The organism is Serratia sp. JSRIV004, assembly GCF_019968705.1.
GTDB lineage: Bacteria > Pseudomonadota > Gammaproteobacteria > Enterobacterales > Enterobacteriaceae > Chania > Chania fonticola_B.
Map to the genome: position 1 here is coordinate 4,742,476 of NZ_CP074140.1, position 17,086 is coordinate 4,759,561.

16 protein-coding genes are annotated in these 17,086 nt (G+C 54.9%); 5 read left to right on the forward strand and 11 right to left on the reverse strand.

What is annotated here, in order from left to right; genetic code table 11:
• The first annotated feature begins 86 nt into the window (after positions 1-86).
• From KGP21_RS22585 to KGP21_RS22595, 3 genes are all read left to right on the forward strand, one after another.
• On the forward strand, positions 87-971 hold the full coding sequence (locus tag KGP21_RS22585; RefSeq protein ID WP_021806145.1) for an MBL fold metallo-hydrolase: 885 nt from the start codon (positions 87-89) through the stop codon (positions 969-971).
• 18 nt (positions 972-989) lie between these two features.
• Positions 990-1,628, forward strand: a complete 639-nt coding sequence (locus tag KGP21_RS22590) for a DsbA family protein (RefSeq protein ID WP_218518952.1) — start codon at positions 990-992, stop codon at positions 1,626-1,628.
• A gap of 237 nt (positions 1,629-1,865) precedes the next feature.
• Positions 1,866-3,599, forward strand: a complete 1,734-nt coding sequence (locus KGP21_RS22595) for an ABC transporter ATP-binding protein/permease (RefSeq protein ID WP_021806147.1) — start codon at positions 1,866-1,868, stop codon at positions 3,597-3,599.
• 204 nt (positions 3,600-3,803) lie between these two features.
• On the opposite strand, the gene KGP21_RS22600 is transcribed toward KGP21_RS22595, so the two are convergent.
• The 7 genes from KGP21_RS22600 to agaR all read right to left on the reverse strand — a co-directional run bounded on the left by KGP21_RS22600 (position 3,804) and on the right by agaR (position 9,687).
• Positions 3,804-4,763 carry an IS110 family transposase gene (locus KGP21_RS22600; protein ID WP_059199085.1) on the reverse strand — a complete coding sequence of 320 codons (960 nt, stop codon included), beginning with the start codon at positions 4,761-4,763 and terminating at the stop codon, positions 3,804-3,806.
• 243 nt (positions 4,764-5,006) lie between these two features.
• Positions 5,007-5,441, reverse strand: a complete 435-nt coding sequence (gene agaF / locus KGP21_RS22605) for a PTS galactosamine/N-acetylgalactosamine transporter subunit IIA (RefSeq protein WP_094981498.1) — start codon at positions 5,439-5,441, stop codon at positions 5,007-5,009.
• Between the two features lie 10 nt (positions 5,442-5,451).
• On the reverse strand, positions 5,452-6,345 hold the full coding sequence (locus KGP21_RS22610; protein WP_024485029.1) for a PTS system mannose/fructose/sorbose family transporter subunit IID: 894 nt from the start codon (positions 6,343-6,345) through the stop codon (positions 5,452-5,454).
• On the reverse strand, positions 6,335-7,114 hold the full coding sequence (gene agaW / locus KGP21_RS22615; protein ID WP_021179850.1) for a PTS N-acetylgalactosamine transporter subunit IIC: 780 nt from the start codon (positions 7,112-7,114) through the stop codon (positions 6,335-6,337). The genes KGP21_RS22610 and agaW overlap by 11 nt, the downstream gene beginning before the upstream one ends.
• Positions 7,115-7,128: 14 nt before the next feature.
• Positions 7,129-7,605, reverse strand: coding sequence for a PTS N-acetylgalactosamine transporter subunit IIB (gene agaV / locus KGP21_RS22620; protein ID WP_021806150.1), 477 nt, complete (start codon positions 7,603-7,605; stop codon positions 7,129-7,131).
• A gap of 1 nt (position 7,606) precedes the next feature.
• Positions 7,607-8,890: a D-tagatose-bisphosphate aldolase, class II, non-catalytic subunit gene (locus tag KGP21_RS22625; RefSeq protein WP_094981496.1), complete on the reverse strand. Its 1,284-nt coding sequence runs from the start codon at positions 8,888-8,890 to the stop codon at positions 7,607-7,609.
• 20 nt (positions 8,891-8,910) lie between these two features.
• On the reverse strand, positions 8,911-9,687 hold the full coding sequence (agaR, locus tag KGP21_RS22630; protein WP_037375671.1) for a transcriptional repressor AgaR: 777 nt from the start codon (positions 9,685-9,687) through the stop codon (positions 8,911-8,913).
• A 696-nt stretch (positions 9,688-10,383) separates the two neighbouring features.
• Here agaR and KGP21_RS22635 point away from each other — a divergent pair.
• Positions 10,384-11,598 (forward strand): MFS transporter, encoded by a 1,215-nt coding sequence (locus KGP21_RS22635; RefSeq protein WP_094981495.1) that lies wholly within the window; start codon positions 10,384-10,386, stop codon positions 11,596-11,598.
• Positions 11,599-11,964: 366 nt separating this feature from the next.
• Here the strand turns inward: KGP21_RS22635 and KGP21_RS22640 are convergent, their stop codons facing one another.
• On the reverse strand, positions 11,965-13,617 hold the full coding sequence (locus KGP21_RS22640; protein WP_223500277.1) for a multidrug ABC transporter permease/ATP-binding protein: 1,653 nt from the start codon (positions 13,615-13,617) through the stop codon (positions 11,965-11,967).
• A 506-nt stretch (positions 13,618-14,123) separates the two neighbouring features.
• Between KGP21_RS22640 and KGP21_RS22645 the strand changes: the two genes are divergently transcribed.
• The gene (locus KGP21_RS22645; protein ID WP_024485021.1) at positions 14,124-14,675 is read left to right on the forward strand and encodes a tyrosine-type DNA invertase; all 552 of its coding nucleotides are present in this window, start codon (positions 14,124-14,126) and stop codon (positions 14,673-14,675) included.
• A gap of 166 nt (positions 14,676-14,841) precedes the next feature.
• Here the strand turns inward: KGP21_RS22645 and KGP21_RS22650 are convergent, their stop codons facing one another.
• The 3 genes from KGP21_RS22650 to KGP21_RS22660 all read right to left on the reverse strand — a co-directional run bounded on the left by KGP21_RS22650 (position 14,842) and on the right by KGP21_RS22660 (position 17,066).
• Complete coding sequence (locus tag KGP21_RS22650) at positions 14,842-15,507, reverse strand: response regulator transcription factor (protein WP_021806155.1); 666 nt, start codon at positions 15,505-15,507, stop codon at positions 14,842-14,844.
• Between the two features lie 66 nt (positions 15,508-15,573).
• On the reverse strand, positions 15,574-16,167 hold the full coding sequence (locus KGP21_RS22655; RefSeq protein ID WP_021179842.1) for a response regulator transcription factor: 594 nt from the start codon (positions 16,165-16,167) through the stop codon (positions 15,574-15,576).
• A gap of 359 nt (positions 16,168-16,526) precedes the next feature.
• On the reverse strand, positions 16,527-17,066 hold the full coding sequence (locus KGP21_RS22660) for a fimbrial protein (RefSeq protein WP_021806156.1): 540 nt from the start codon (positions 17,064-17,066) through the stop codon (positions 16,527-16,529).
• Positions 17,067-17,086 lie beyond the last annotated feature (20 nt).

Here is a 17,086-nt window from a genome sequence, read left to right on the forward strand (position 1 = left end):
ATAATTGCTTATTATCCGGTTTTTCTCTCGTTCTATGCAACCTATCATCTGGCCAACGACAACAAATACCTAAAAGGCACCTGCACATGTTTAAGAAATCATTACTGACCCTGGCCGTAACCGGCTTCGTTTCATTCAGCACCTTCGCCAATGCAGCTAATACGTTGACCCTGGAAGTGTATAACCCTGGCGAAAAGAGCGTATTCCCGGTCTCCTCCGAGATTGTCAGCGGCCCACACGAAGTGGCGCTGATCGATGCCCAATTCCAGCGTAACGACGCGCAGGAACTGGTGAAAAAGATCAAGGCCACCGGTAAGAAGCTGACCACGGTCTACATCAGCCATTCGGATCCGGATTTCTATTTCGGCCTGGACGTGATCAAAGCCGCCTTCCCAGAAGCAACTATCATTGCTTCACCGGAAACGATCAAAGCGATCAATGCGACCCAGGCAGGTAAACTCGCCTATTGGGGCCCCATCCTGAAGGAGAATGCACCGAAAACCGTGATCGTGCCGCAGCCGTTGCAGGGCAGCAGCTTTAGCATCGATGGCCAGCAGGTCGAAGTGAAAGGCCTCAATGGCCCAACGCCAGACCGCACCTTTGTGTGGATCCCATCGTTGAAAGCCGTGGTGGGTGGTGTGCCGGTAGCCGGTGACAATATTCATCCGTGGATTGCGGATAATCAGACCATCGAGTCACGCGCTCATTGGCAGCAAACGCTGGAAAGCATCAAGGCGCTGAAACCGCAGGTAGTGGTTCCGGGGCACTTCCTGCCGGGAGCGGCGCAAACGCTGGAGTCGGTGACCTTTACCCACAATTACCTGACCACGCTGGAAAGTGAGTTGCCAAAAACCAAGAATTCCGCGGAACTGATCGCGGCCATGCAGCAGCACTATCCAAAGCTGCAAGATGGTTCTAGCCTGGAACTGAGCGCCAAAGTGCTGAAAGGCGAAATGAAGTGGCCGCAGTAAAGCGGTAGGAGCAAAAACATGACGACCCTGCATTACATTTTCGATCCGCTGTGCGGCTGGTGTTACGGTGCAGCACCGCTGGCCAAGGCTGCCCAGGCTATTCCGGGCCTGACCGTTGCCCTGCACGCCGGTGGCATGATGACCGGCAATGCCCGCCGAACCATCAACGAGGAATGGCGCAATTACGTGATGCCCCATGATAAACGGATTGCCGAGCTAACCGGCCAGCCCTTCGGCGACGGTTACTTCAACGGACTGCTGCGTGACACCACGGCGGTGATGGACTCTGAGCCACCGATCGTTGCGATCCTGGCCGCTGAACAGCTCGCTGGACGGGGCCTGGATATGCTGCACCGCATTCAGGAAGCTCACTACCGGGAAGGACGACGTATTGCCGATACGCCGGTGTTGGAAGCGCTGGCGAGTGAGCTGGGCCTGGATCCTGCTGCCTTTATTGCCGAGATGCGTTTGAACAGCGGCGCGCCAACGACACAGCATATCGCCGACAGCCGCGCACTGCTTGCCAAAGTCCGAGGGCATGGCTTCCCGACCTTTGCCCTGGAGGATACTCAAGGGCGGCTATCCCAGATCCCCGTGCAGGAGTATTTGGGGAATGTTGAAGGCTGGAAAGCCTTGCTGAAAGATGCCGTGAAATAAATCTGTCGGGGCGAGCACATGTTCGCCCCGAACATAGTTGTAACAATTTCATTATGTGTTGTGATTTGCCGCCGCGCCAAAGACGCCCTCGCCTTACGCTACTCAACGTTTCTTGCGCTCGTTTTATCTCCGCTGTATTGCAAATAATGAGCCACGTCAAAACTGCTTACATGTGGCGGTTTGTTTGTTACCAGCCTCGTGCCCATGCTAGAAGAAAACGATACCTTCTGGATTTTCATGAACACGAGCACCACACAAAAACGGGCCGTCTGGCAGTTGATCAAACCCTTTTGGGTTTCGGAAGAAAAATGGCGCGCCTGGGCGATGCTGATCGCCATCGTTGGCCTATCCCTGGGGCTGGTCTATATCAGCGTGCTGATCAACCAGTGGAACCAAGTGTTCTATGATGCCCTGCAGAATAAAAACTACCCGGTATTCAAAGCCCAACTGTGGCGCTTTACCTATCTGGCGTTGGCTTTCATCGTGCTGGCGGTCTACAAGATCTATCTGACCCAGGGCCTACAGATGCGCTGGCGGCGCTGGATGACGGAAAAATTTATGGGCAAGTGGCTGGCGCATCAGGCCTATTACCATACCGAACAGCAGCAGATTATCGATAACCCCGACCAACGTATCTCCGACGATCTCAACGTCCTGACCCAGTACACCTTATCTTTGTCGCTCGGTCTGCTTTCCAGCCTGGTGACGCTTTGTTCGTTTATTACCATTCTCTGGCATATCAGCGGGCCGATGACCTTTGTGATCGCCCAACATACCATTACCCTGCCCGGTTATATGGTGTGGTTTGCCCTGCTGTACGCGGCGCTGGGATCGTTGCTGATCTGGTGGGTAGGCAAGCCGCTGGTTATGCTCGGCTTTAATCAGGAACGCTATGAAGCGAACTTCCGTTTCGGGCTGATCCGTATCCGTGAAAATAACGATGCCATCGCGCTGTATCACGGTGAACCACGTGAGAAGCAGCAGCTAAGTAACCGCTTTGAAGCCATCCGCAGCAACTGGTGGTCGATCATGCGTATCACCCGGCGGCTAAATATCGCCAGCAACTTCTACGGCCAGTTTGCCATTGTCTTTCCGCTGCTGGTGGCGGCACCACGCTATTTCTCCGGTGCGATCCAGATGGGCGGGCTGATGCAGATCTCCTCCGCGTTTGGCCAGGTGCAAGGCTCGCTGTCGTGGTTTATCGACGCGTTTTCCAATCTGGCCACCTGGAAAGCCTGCGTTAACCGTCTGGCTGGCTTTAACGCGGCGGTGGACGAGGTCCATAACCTGACCCGCGGCATCAGCCTGCAACAGGAAGACCACTCACCGCTAATGCTGCGCGATGTTGGCCTGACGTTGCCCGATGGACAGCCGCTGTTAAGTGCGGCAACCATGACGCTGCAACGCGGCGAGCGCGTGCTGGTCGTCGGCCCTTCTGGCTGTGGTAAATCTACGCTGCTACGTGCGATTGCCGGGATTTGGCCTTACGGTTCTGGTGAGATCGGCCTGGATAAACATCTCACTACGCTGTTCCTGCCGCAGCGCAGCTATATCCCGATCGGTACGCTGCGTGAGGCGCTAAGCTATCCACACCAGGATAAAGACTACAGCGATGAGCAGTTGTTGAAAGTCCTGGAAAACTGCCGGCTGAAGCACCTGCAACGCTGGCTGGATACCAGCGCCAACTGGAGCCATCGGCTTTCACCGGGCGAGCAGCAGCGGTTGGCGTTTGCCCGCGCGATCCTTACCCGCCCGGATGTACTGTTCCTGGATGAGGCCACCAGCGCGTTGGATGATGAAACCGAGCAATTGATGTATTGCCTGCTGGTTGACGAACTGCCGGAGGTCACGCTGGTCAGCGTGGCACACCGCAACAGCGTGGCGAAATATCATCAGACCTGCTGGCGTTTCAGCCGCGACGAACATGGCCCGGCCCAGATGGCGCTTAGCCCGTTGCCGATACCGAGTTAGCCTCAACATACCCCTCACCCTAACCCTCTCCCACAGGGAGAGGGAACCGATCGAGTTTAACTGAAAGTATCGTGACCCTTCATAAGCATCGACTGATCCACCTTGGATAAGGAGTGCTCGAGGTTGCTGATATGATCTCTATACTGCCAAAAGAGCAGGGGCTATCAACTCCCTCTCCCTGTGGGAGAGATACCGTCTTGTCGGCTATCCGGCAAGCGGTATTTCCGCATTAAATGTCTTTCCTGATTTCACCACACCATAGGCCAGTTGCAGCAACTTTCGCATCGCCGCACACACTCTTTCTTTGCCCGACTTCCCACGCAACTTCAGCCTTTCTGTTAAGTCTTTAACCACAACATTGTATTGGCCTGCCACTACCGCGGGCATGTATAACGCACTTCGCAGCTCACCGTGCCCCACTTTCGATAACCGGCTTTTCCCTTTAAACATCCCCGACTCACATCGCTGTGGATTCAGTCCTGCGTACGCTACCAGGGCCTTGCTGCTGGTGAACCGACGCAGGTTTCCTGCGAAGGCCAGCAGGCTGGAGCTCAGCATCTCTCCCACTCCAGGGATACTTTTTAGCAACTCGCTGTCCCGTTTCAGGTCAGGGTTATCATCGATGTGCTGACTGATTTTCTTTTTCGTTTCTCGTATCAGTTCATCCAACGTGGCGATGTGCTCATTGAGTGAAGGGACGATGACTGCTTCGGCCACCTCCAGGCGATTTTCTTCCATCTGACGCATCTCTTCCAGGTTCTTAAGATGCCTGACCAACGCGGTCAACTGGCGCTCGCTCAACGGGGCTGGGAACCACGGGGCAGGCTGATGCAGTGCGCAGTAGCGGGCTATCATCGCTGCATCGCTTTTGTCCGTTTTGTTCCGGGCCAGTTCTGTATTGCCGAAGGAATGGATACACGCCGGGTTCATCAGACTGACGTGGTAGTTGTTGTCTGCCAGATAAGTGGCCAGTTCCGTGCTGTAGCTCCCGGTGGCTTCCATACAGACATGACAGTCGCCAAAGCGGCTCAACCAGGCTGCGAACTCGCGGCATCCAGAAGGGGTATTGGCAAACTTTTTGGTTTTATACTTCTGATTGTCCAGCAGTACGGCGACATCAAATTTGTGTTTAGCGATATCAACGCCGACAGGGGTTCTACGCATTATGGCACTCCATAACCATGTCTGAAATTTATCGCCGGACCATCCTTATATGTAGGTGCTCATAGGCACAGGATACCGTTCGGTCTACAAGGCGACAGGGAAATAGACAGCCGGGGCACAATCTCTCCCACGGGCTCATAGGCACTAGGGTTAGGGGGAGCTCACCGGCTATCTCCCGATGATCAGTCGGGGATCTTCTCCGCTAAGGCGGAGAAGATCAAGACATAAGGGTTGGGGTGAGGGTCAAATCCCATCAGCCTCGGCGTTGGCGCATTTCACCTTACGCCGCTCATGCCACAGGCTGGTCAAACCGCGTTTGCCGCAGGCCAGCGCCATGTCACGGAACTCGATCAGGCTCAGCCCTTCGCGCTCCAGCATCATTTCGGCAGCCAACTGCATATTCACCCCGGTCAACACCTCACAGTTGCCATGCGCATCGGCCAACTCGCAGGCACTACGGAAAGGCGATCCCCCCAGCATATCAGTAAGGAAAACCACGCCGTCCGCTTGTTCTACCGCTTGCAGCGCCGCACTCAATGCGACTTTCAGCTCCGCCGTCCCCATATGGACCGGGAAGTCCACCGCGATACAGGCAGGCTGTTCCCCTACCACCTGCTCTACCGCCTGTAGCAGGCCACTGGCGAAACCGCCGTGGCCGGTAATGACAATTCCTGGCATGTTCTCTTCCTCACAGTAAACCGATAAATTTACCCACTACGCCAATCACCACCGTCACACCGATCAGTTTCACCGGTGAGAAACCGCGCTTCATCAGGAAGAACACCAGCAACGTGAAACACAGCGGTAACAGGTTGGGCATCAACTTATCGAGCACGTCCGTTTGCAACGCCACGGTGGCCTTACCGGCATGCATGATCAGCGGCGTGGAAAGATGTACATAAGAGGCCACCAGCGCGCCGATGACCGTCATGCCCACGATTGACGCCGCATGGGATATTCGTTTGGTATGGGTTTTCAACAGCGTCAGCGCACTGGTGCCCGCCTGATAGCCATAGTGCGCCAGCCCAAAGCGCAGCCCGAAGTGGAACACGTTGAACAACAGCAGGAACACTATCGGCCCGAACAGGCTGCCTTCCAGCGCCAGAGATGCCCCGATGCCCGCACAAATCGGCAACAGCGTCAGCCAGAATAGCGCATCGCCAATGCCTCCAAGCGGCCCCATCAGCGCCACCTTCACCGCTCGAATGGTGGAGACTTTCTCCTTGTTTTGCTCCATCGCCAGCACCAGTCCCGAAAGGAAGGTGACGTCGAAGGGATGCACGTTGATAAACTCCATATGCATCTTCATCGAATTCGCCAGATCCTGAGGATTGCGGTGGATCTTGCGCAAGCCAGGGATCAGGGTGTACAGCCAACCACCGGCCTGCATACGTTCATAGTTGAACGATGCCTGCAGCAGCAGCGAGCGCCAGGCCATGCGGTTAATATCGCTACGCGTCAGCGCTTCTGCTGGCTGGCTATCAACATAGTCATCCTGCTCTACCTGGCTGGTGGCCAATGCCTGTTCCAGGCGTTTTGCTGCCTTTTGCGCCAGCAGATCGTCAGAATCATCAAATGCCATCTTCGGCGTCCTCCGGTTGAACAGGCTTTCTGGTCACATCCGCATCTGCCCGTTGACTGTTAAAGAAATCGATCAGCGCGATCGCCAATGCCCCCAGCGCCACCGCCAGGATCGGCAGCTTAAGGAACGTCACCGAAATAAAGCCGAGGATGAAATACGCCACGTAGGTTTTCTTCATCATCACTTTCATCAGCAGTGAGAAGCCGATCGCCGGCATCATGCCACCCGCCACCGCCAGCCCATCCAGCAGCCAGGTCGGCGCTTTCTGCACCATGGCGCTGGCCGCATCGGCACCGAAGTAGATCGGCAAAAACGCCACCACAAAGTAGAAAACAAACAGGATGCTGATGCCGAGGTAGTTCACCCGCTCAACGCCGCGCCAGTTCAGTTCCTGCACCATGCGATCGCAGCGGTGCATCATGGGTGAAAACGCGGTGAACAGCAGCGTGATGCAGCCCTGTACCGCAATGGCGAACGGCACCGCCACGCCAATGGCCACCTTGGGATCGGCCTTGGTGAGGATGGCAAACGCCGTGCCGACTACCCCGCCGATCACCACGTTAGGCGGTTGCGCACCGGCCAGTGGCACCATGCCCATCCATACTAGTTCCAGCGTCCCGCCCACCAGCAAGCCGGTGGTGACATCCCCGAGGATCAGGCCAACCAGCGGCCCCATCACTACCGGGCGGTGGAAGTGGGTCAGGCCGTCGAACAGGTCGACCCCGGCCAACCCCGCCAGCAATGCAATCAATAACGCGTCAGTTAACATGCTTCCCCCTGCGCTCAAGCGAGCAGTTTGCCTATCGCTTCACCGGCTTCATCCGGCACCCGGCGCACCTCGCAGGCTACGCCCAACGCCGCCAGCTCACGAAAGGCGGCAATGTCATCGTCATCCACCGAGACCGTTTTGTGGATTTGCCGTTTTCCTGCGGCGAAGTGCATATTGCCAACGTTGACGAAGGTGATGGGTACCCCGCCTCGCACCAGCGTCAATACGTCCTGCGGCGTTTTACACACCAGAAAAATCTTTTGCCGATCCGCCGCCTTATGGATCACGTCGATGGTTTTTTGCAGGGTGAAGTACCGAGTCTGCACGCCATCCGCCACCACCATGTCCATCAGGTTTTGCTGTACCGGATCGGCAGCGGCGTCATCGTTGGCTACTACCACCAGATTGGCTCCCAGCGTGTTGGTCCAGGTCACCCCGACCTGGCCATGCACCAGGCGGTTATCGATACGGGTCATCAGAATATTGGGCATATCAGCGCACCTCCGGGTAACAGGCTGAGTGGTAGTCGTCGAGCACCTGGGTAATTTTGTGGATCACCCAATCTTGCGGATCCTGGCTCAGCTCACCGGCATTCAAGGCCCGTGCCTGATCGGGTAAATACTGGCTGAGCAAGGCCAGCGGGATTGGGTTGCTCCGTAGATTGTCCATCAGCGCATTCACTGCCTGCTGAACCTGTGGCTGCGGCCAGTAATAGCGCACGCGATCGCTCAGGCTGTAGTGCCGGTCCAGATACTGTTGATGCGGGCTGCCGTGATAATAGCGGCTCCACTGCTGCGGCTGTTCACGCATCACCTGCTCAAGCGTGGCGCACAGCTGGGCTGAACAATGCTCCCCCAACCATTCACGTTCGATCCGATCGAGGGCAAACAGCGCCTCACGCAGCGCAAAGGTGAGCGCCGGGCCGACTTTCAGAATGGCGAAATGGTCACGCACCAGTTGCGAATAAGCCTTCGGTGCCTGGTAGTCGGTCGAATGGGCCTCATACAGCAAACCCGGTTGGCGTTCGATAAAGCGGCTCAATTCCTGCGCCGCCTGCGGTTGGTAATGTTCGACGCTGTGATGGTCGAACTCGACGCCGGGTTGCACTACCAAGGCGATCACTCGTGACCAGGCGCTGCTCAGCTCTGCCTGCTGCCAGGCATGACGGTGCGCTTCTAACGTGGCGGAGACTGCCTGTGGCGTAGTCACCTGGATGCCTTGCAGCGTTTCCTGCGCACCGCCCGGCACCGGTACTTCGGTTCCGATCACATATACCGGAGCTTCACCACCCGCTTGCTGCCAGGCTCGTTCTGCCACCGCACACAGACGCGCCGCACGCTGCGCCACCACTTCATCACCCAACGGGGTGGGATCGTCAGCGCAGGACATGGAGCAGTCGAGGTGGATCTTGCGAAATCCGGCGCGCACATAGTCGTCAATCAGGGTTTCGGATAGCGCCATCGCCTCTTGTGCCGGGCGGTCTTGCCAGGCGTTGGGGCCAAGATGATCGCCCCCCAGCCAAATAGCGCTCCTTGGTAACCCGATGTCATCCGCCATCTGCCACAGCGCATCACGAAACTGTGCGGCGGTCTGGCCGGTGTAGCCGCCAAACTGGTTAACCTGGTTTGACGTCGCTTCGATCAATACCGGCGTGCCACGTGCCTTTGCCTGCCGCAAGGCGGCCTGCAATACCCAAGGATGCGCGGAGCAAACGGAAAATATCCCCACCGGCTGGCCGGCCTTGTGCTGTGCTACCAGTTGTAACCACTGCTGCATGAATCCCCCATGAGGGCGCCCTACTCGCGATCGGCTATCACCACATCTACGCCTAAATCGCTGAGCGCCTGCTGATAATCTTGTGGAAGACGGCTATCTGTGATCAGCCGATGAATTTGCCCGACTTCGCGGATCATGCAAAAGCTCTTGCGACCAAACTTGCTGGCATCCGCTACCGCGATTATTTCGCGCGCCACCTCGCACATCACACGATTGAGGTGTGCCTCACCGGGGTGAGGCGTAGTGATCCCCGCAACCAGATCGAAACCGTCGACGCCCAGAAACAGTTTGTCGAAGCGGTACTGGCGCAATTGCTGCTCGGCAGCCGGGCCATAGAGCGAATAGGAGTTCTGCCGGACGCTTCCCCCCAACACCATCACTTCCACCCCGTCGTAACCTGACAGCTCATAGGCAATGTTCAGCGCATTGGTCATCACCACCAGATCGCGGCGCGGTTTCAACCAGGGCACGATCTGGGCCGTGGTGGAACCGGAGTCCAGGATCAGCGCATCACCGTCACGCACGTAGCTTGCTGCTCGGCAGGCAATCTGTGATTTCACATCGCGGTTCAAGCGCCCCTTGTCATGTAGCGGGCGGTCGAAGGCAAACTGCTGGTTGAGCATCGCCCCGCCATAGGCACGCAGCGCACAGCCTTTACGTTCCAGAAAGCGCAGATCGTTGCGGATCGTCACCGTGGAAACGGCAAACTGTTTGCTGAGCTGTTCCACCCGCACGCTTCCGTGCTCGCAGAGCAAATCGATAATGTGTTCACGTCGTTTAGCGGTGTTCACTGGCATGAGCAATAGGTCCTCAGGTTTCCGGTTTTGGCCGGGAGATGATGGCTTTCGCTCTACTGCGGCGGTATTACAACAAAGCGAAAGCAATGAAATTGTGATCGGGGTTACAGGGCAGTTTTAGCAGCAAATGGGGGTAAAAAGCTTTCGGATCGAAATGAAATGAAACTATTTCCTCGGCGGGCGCGAGAAAAGTGAAATCTGCCGCAGGCCGATAGGGCGGCAGGTTAAGAGTATGTGAAAAATAGCACAGTGAAAGCGGCTTTGGCGGGCAGCAGCGAAAAGGCTTTTCTTTCCTTAGGTGATCAACATCACAAAACTGTTAATTGGCTCAGTTTAGCCAACCGACACCCAGGTGGGTCACCAGACCGACAATCACCAAAATCACGATCACGGCGATGGTGTAAAGCACAATACGGCGGGGGCTGTAGAAAGAAGACATAGCGATTCCTCACAATAAGTTTACTGCCGTTACTATCCGTTATAGCGGGCAATGCTGCCAGCAATAGTTTCCCTCGCGTTGATCAAAGTCACCTGGTGGGTGCCAAGCGGCGCTTCCTTAACCTCTTGTCAGGCGGGGATATCTTTCCTAAACTGGCGCGTAGATACTGGCAGCCCTGCCTGTACGTAAGCGTTAACGTCAATCAACGCATCTCGTCATGCAGTAATGATTGGCTGCATGCCTGATGCGAGGATCTCATGCCCCAACCCGAACCATCCGCAAATTGTGTTGTTAAACGCAGCCGTTTGACGCGTTTCTTATTGCTGGCCGGCATCATGCTGGTGGCGGCTAACCTGCGCGCTCCTTTAACCAGCGTAGGCCCGTTACTGGAACAGATCCAGCGCCAACTGATGCTTTCTGCCACCGCTGCCGGGTTACTCAACTCCCTGCCGCTGATCCTGTTTGCGGTGTTATCGCCATTAACGCCGTCGCTGGCCAAGCGCATCGGAATTGAGCGCACCCTTGGGCTGGCGCTGGCGCTGCTGGTCGCCGGGATCGTGCTGCGTTCACAACCTTGGGATGGCATGCTGTGGTTGGGGACGGTGCTGATAGGCGCGGCCATCGCCTTTGCCAACGTGGTATTACCCACGCTGGTAAAACGCGATTTTCCTCATCGGGCGGCAGTGATGATCAGTACCTATGCAGCCGTGATGTCACTGGTGGCCGCTATCGCCTCCGGCATGGCGGTGCCGTTAGCGGCATTCAACGATAACGGCTGGCGTTTTTCATTGCTGTGCTGGAGCCTGCCGGCGTTTATCGCGCTGGCGATCTGGCTACCCCAACTGAAGCGCAAGCCCACTCCGGTTACCCGAACCGGCACGCCGGTGGCCGCAGAAACCTTTCGTTCCCCCTGGAGCAGCGCCCTGGGTTGGCAGGTGGCCTTGTTCATGGGGCTGCAATCCATCACCTTCTATACCATTATCGGTTGGTTCAGCGCCTTTGCCGCCAGCCACGGCACCTCACCGCAGCAGGCGGGCTTCGAGCTGTTTGTTTATCAGATCGTGGCGATCGCCGCCAACTTTGTGATGGTGTTTGCACTGCCACGCGCGCGCGACCAGCGGGGGATCGCACTGGTCAGTTCGCTGTTGATCTTTATTGGCGTAGGCGGATTGCTGTTGCTGCCTGCCCACTCGCTTATCTGGTTGATCTTTGCCGGGCTGGGGGCGGGGAGTTCATTGGTGCTGGCGCTGTCCTTCTTTGGTCTACGCAGCCAGCACCATCATCAGGCAACGGTGCTGTCAGGGATGGCACAGTCTATCGGCTATCTGCTGGCCGCACTGGGGCCGACCTTGTTTGGCCTGGTGCATGATTTGACGCAAGGCTGGACGGTGCCGTTGACGATTTTGCTAGGGTTAACGCTGCTGCAGATGCTGTTCGGCATCTTGGCCGGGCGTCGCAAGATTATCGGCTGAACCGGGCACGGCATGATCTTCCTCCAGCCAAAGATCTTCAATAAAGCGCTGTTGCCGCTCATTGAGCTGCCAGGATGGCGGAAATTTTAGCGTTTCCGCTAGTGGGACCTCTGTGGTGGGAATGAGTGAGTGATTATGCATCGGCGCGTTCCTGCTCCCCTGACTACCCTGTTGCCAATTAAAATCGGTACCACAAGCGCACTGTCATGTACCGTTTTCCCCAAGACACAGAGTAAATCATTGGCGGCGATTTTGATTATCGATATAAACAATCACTCAACTAGCCTAAACCTATGAGGCGACAGATATTCCTCAACCGACTCGCTATGTCGGGGCGAATATTAGCGCCCCGGCAAATTAAGCAATTCAATCAAGCTGGCTGACGGAGTCCCGGCTCGCCTGATGGCGCTTATCCCCAATCAGTTCGCTCAGATGGCCATCTCGCATTTGCAGCAGGCGATCCGCATGTTCAAAGTAATGGTCGTCATGGCTGATGGCAAACACGGTTTTTCCCATTTCGCGCAGCTGAGGCAGTAATTCGCGGTAGAAAGTACGGCGGAACTGGGGATCCTGATCCGCCGCCCACTCATCCAGCAGTAAAATATCCCGCTTTTCAGCCACCGCCAGCAACAGGGCCAGGCGCTTGCGCTGCCCTTGTGACAGTTGCGGATTGGTGACGCGCGTACCGTCGAACTCCAATTTGCTTTTCATTTTCAGGCGCTGCAACCAGGTTTCCACCAGTTCGGCGTCCGGCTGTTCCCCTTGCGGCCCCAACAGATGGTGAAACTGGTAGAAATCCGTAAAGATGGCAGAGAACAGGCGGCGATAATCTTCACGATCGGCGACCGTAATCGGTTGGCCATCCAGCAGGATCTGCCCACTAACGGGCACATACAGCCCAGTGAGCAGCATGGCCAGCGTCGATTTACCGCTGCCGTTGCCGCCAATCAGGAATACCAGTTCGCCCCGCCGTAACGTCAAATTGATCGGCCCAACCGCAAACCCTGATTGCTGTTCGCCCGCCGCATAGTGGAATGCCACGTCGCGCAGTTCCAGCGTTTGCCACGTACGAGCCTGTGGAGCCGGAAATGCCGGATCATAGTCTGCCAGTTTGAGCGCCTTCACTTTATTGAAGGCCACTTCGGCCGCAATCAGCGTCGGAAATGCCCCAACCGCCTGTAATAAGGGGGTACGCAGGAACAGTAAGGTCAGGGAATAGGTCGCCGCTATCGTGGTGTTCGCCCAACCCAAGCTGTTCGCCATATAGAACACCAGGCCGATGGCGCCCAGCATCATGATATTCGACCAGTTCACGGCGCTAAGGTGGAAGGTATCTGCGCGGATAATATGGTAACGGTAGTCACTGGCATCGGGCTGGTAAGCCTGCTGGAATAACATTTTTGCCCGATCGCGGTTCAGCGCCAATTCTTTGCGCCCGTCGATCGCCGCTTGATAATGCAGATAGAGCCGCTCTTCCGCTTCGCGCACGCTGCTCAGGTGGCTATAAACCCGCGAGACCAGATACCAACTTCCCAAAATGGTGATCGTCACCCATATCGCGGTCACACCCAGCATGGCAGGCGACAGCCAGCCCAGATAGGCAGCCGATCCCAGGGTCAGGATCACCCCCTGAACCAACTCCGGTAGGCGGACAAAAGCAATGGTGATATTGCGAATATCGCTCGACAGGCTAGCCAACAGTGAGGCACTGCCCAACTGCTCTAACCGTTCAATATGGGTATCCAATATGCGCTTTACCAGTTGGCCACGCAGCCGATAAACAAAATAGTGCCCCAAAGTGGTCAACGCCAACTGAGAACCGAGCGTAACAGCCATCAGCAGGGCCAACAGGCCGAGAAACTGCGGCAACACCACTAGCGGGTTACCCGCCGCTCCCATCAGTTGCACGTTAATAAATGCAATGATGCCAATCCCCAACGCCGCACTGGCCATGGTTAACGCCATTACCGCCAGAAACGGCCAGCGATACTGCTGGAACACCACCCGTAACAACTCCATCAGAAACCCTATTCAAAAATCATGCACTGGCGGGCATTGTAGTGGGCGAAAGCGTGATATCAATAACAATTCTCATTTTGTTGGGCGGGCAGATGCTGGCCCTGGCCTGCCCGTGCAGGCCAAACGCGGGGCGATAACTAAAGCCAATATAGAGCAAGCAGCTGTTTGTCTAGCTAAAAACATTATTAACACAATAATAAAAATCTCAAAAATAGGTATAAACCCAAAGATGTTCAAGTCTATTTAGATAAACAACTAACCTGTTAGATTGGTGGACATTTATAAATACACGATTTTTAAATCCATCAACCCGGGTTTCCTGATGATCAAGTGAGTTGATTTTTTCTTAATAAATAACCATTAACCCCGCTGCAAACCTAGTAATAAGATAATGCCGCAGGATTAATGCCGCAGTAACACTGCTATTTTGTTTGCTGATCAGGGTATTCAATGTTTAAATGAATAAACACCCGTCATATTTGCTTTATTTAACTTAGGGATAGAGAATGACAAAACGCAAATATCTCAGCCATATTGAAATTGAGAGAATGATCTCCGCCGTCCCGGACGGTGCCAACGGTTGCCGCGATCGCTGTATGCTGTTGATGTGCTTTATTCATGGGTTACGCGTCAGTGAACTACGGGGGCTGCGGCTGGAGGATATTGACCTGGCCACCAACCGCTTACACGTATCGCGCCTAAAGAACGGTTTTTCAGTCCAACATCCTATTCAAATCCGTGAGCGTATCGCACTGAGCCGTTGGCTGGCAAAACGCCCAAGCTACCTGGAACCTGATAGCCCCTGGCTGTTTCTTTCTCGCCACGGTGGGCAAATTTCACGCCAACAACTTTACCGATTAATAAAGTCCTACGGTGAATTAGCCGGTATCGACGTCCAGGTCCATCCCCATATGCTCCGCCACTCCTGCGGCTATGCCCTGGCAGACAGAGGGATCGACACCAGGCTCATTCAAGATTACCTGGGCCATCGCAACATTCAGAACACCGTTATTTATACTGCCAGCAATGTTGAACGCTTCCGGGTAATACATATTTAACCCAACGCAGGCCACCGATTCAAACTGGCACCACATTTTTTACTTCGCAGATGTCGTTAGCCGTGCAACAGCCAATATTCTTACGTTATATATCAGAGACGATCACGGTGGGCGGTATGCCCCGCCATACTTGATGACAGCAAGGCGGGGCAACGATTTCTAGCCATCAATCGGCAAACTGCTGGCTAATGTTTTTTCTCAGCGAGAACAGCTCGCTGTCGTTTTTAACCTGTAGTTTGCGCATGGCATTACATTTGTGCGCGCTGATGGTCTTGATGCTGCGTTGTTGCAGTTCAGCAATTTCCCGCAGGCTCATCCCGTTGAACAAGAACGACAGAACATCATTTTCGCAGCGGGTCAGATGATGCAGGCTTGAAACATCTTCAGGATCGCTACGCGCCAGATAAGAGCCAATCAACGGGCTCAATACGCGCTCACCGTTAAATACCCGGTGAAAAAACTCCCCGACCAGCGGCAATTCATCCCCACGGGATACCACGCTGATATTAGCCACATCAAGCAGCTTGCACAGATCCTCCCCTGTCTGGCTGCGGGTGTAAACAATGACACGTAACTCAGGCTGCTGCGCACACAAATTAAGTAGAACTTCCCGGCACTGCGCGATGGTTTCATTCAGGCCATTAAGTTCGGTGATGAGAATATCGACGGGTTGGTACAGCAACCTTTCGGCAACCGCAGCCATGCTGGTTTCCTGCACGATAATCTCATTGGCGACGTTAAGCGTGCCAAGAAAGCAAGACAGCCCAGTAAGTGTGAGTGGGCTGCGATCCATTAACGCCAAGCCAAGCGGCTTTTGTGACAACGGTTGCATAGACGACTCCTGTATAAATATCTCGTTGATCCCATCCAGAGAACAAGTGCATAGCGGTATCAAGGGTTAGCGGGCAAACACCGGGCCGGTCTTTGCCATCCACTTGCCTTGCAAATAAAGTTCACCGTCATTCTGAAAGCCCAACTTGTGCATCGCATTGCGCTTATGGGTGCTGACGGTGCGGACATCACGGTGCATCATCAACGCCGCGGTGGTCACGCTTTTACCGGAAAACAGGTGCGTCAACACATCCAGTTCACGGGACGTCAAGGCTTTGCCAATGGCAGACTGACTGCTCAGCAATTGACGCACCTTATGGCTATAACTGCGACAGCCAGATAAGACCTGCTTTACGCATTGCGCCAGCGCAACGCCAGGCTCCTGTTTGAGCACCAGCCCTTTGATACCTGATGCGGTCAGCAATTGCAGCACCCGAGGATCGTCAAGAGCGGTACACACGATCATCGCCGTGGTTGGCCAATGCTCCAGGCACTGCGCAATCAGCCTTAAACCATCCAGAACCGACTCTTCTTCACCACACAGTTCCATAATCAACAGCCGGGCCGGACGGTGGCGCATCAATCCTGGGATTTGCTCCAGATTACTGACCCGCTGTACCTCGTCCGTCAGTCCACAGGACTGGGCCAAAATATTACGCATTCCGAGTGCCGTGATGGGGCAAGATTCCATTACAATCACACCGTCCCCTTTTAGCCCATAAGGGCTGGGGGAATGCGCACTCCCTCTCTGATAAGTATGAACCACTGTCATATTAAACCTCCCATTTCTGCTAAATACCCTTTTTTACTTCCTTGATAAATTGGTGTGCAAAAATGTCATTCCCTCTCATATTTATGAGGGCTATCTTTTCTTGTTTTTATTGATCAAACAACACATTGAAAATAAAGTCAGCTACCAACAATTAATAAGCCCCAGGCAATTAACCCAACAGACACAGGTAAAGCTACCATAAAAAAGTGGGGCCAGGTTTTCTTATGGCTAGAGGGTATTACTGGTGATTACTGATAGGTGAGTGCCACCTGCACAACGCCCTCAATACTGCCTGGGGTTGCACCACCGTTAGTGCTAAAAGCGCGCGCCTTCAGCGGGAAACTCGCTTTATTGGTGGAGTGATCGACAGCCACGGTCATATCACTGCCGCTGCCCAACCGGCGATTAGCTGATGAACTGCCATCAACCATTTCAATCTGCACGGCACCGGCAGGATTGGCCGCCTCGTTCTTATACAAATCCGTGCTTTCCTCCGCTGCCGTACCGGTGAATGCCGCAGTAACGTTAGTGGTTGAAACTGGGCAGTCACTCAGATCCAGACTAAAACTCTGCCAATCGCTCCCCGCACCCGCAGTCAGAGTATGTGCCTTGATCTCCCCCAAATTCACGTTTACATCGCCCCCCACTGCATCGACCGTACATGGCGAAGCTTTAACCGTACCGGTGATCTTTATACGTGCATCGACCGCCAGAGCCGAGTAACTGATCCCCATACCACCGAGAGCCAGGCACAATGCAGTCGTTTTAAAAATTGCTTTCATATCCATAATAACTATCCTTCTCCATT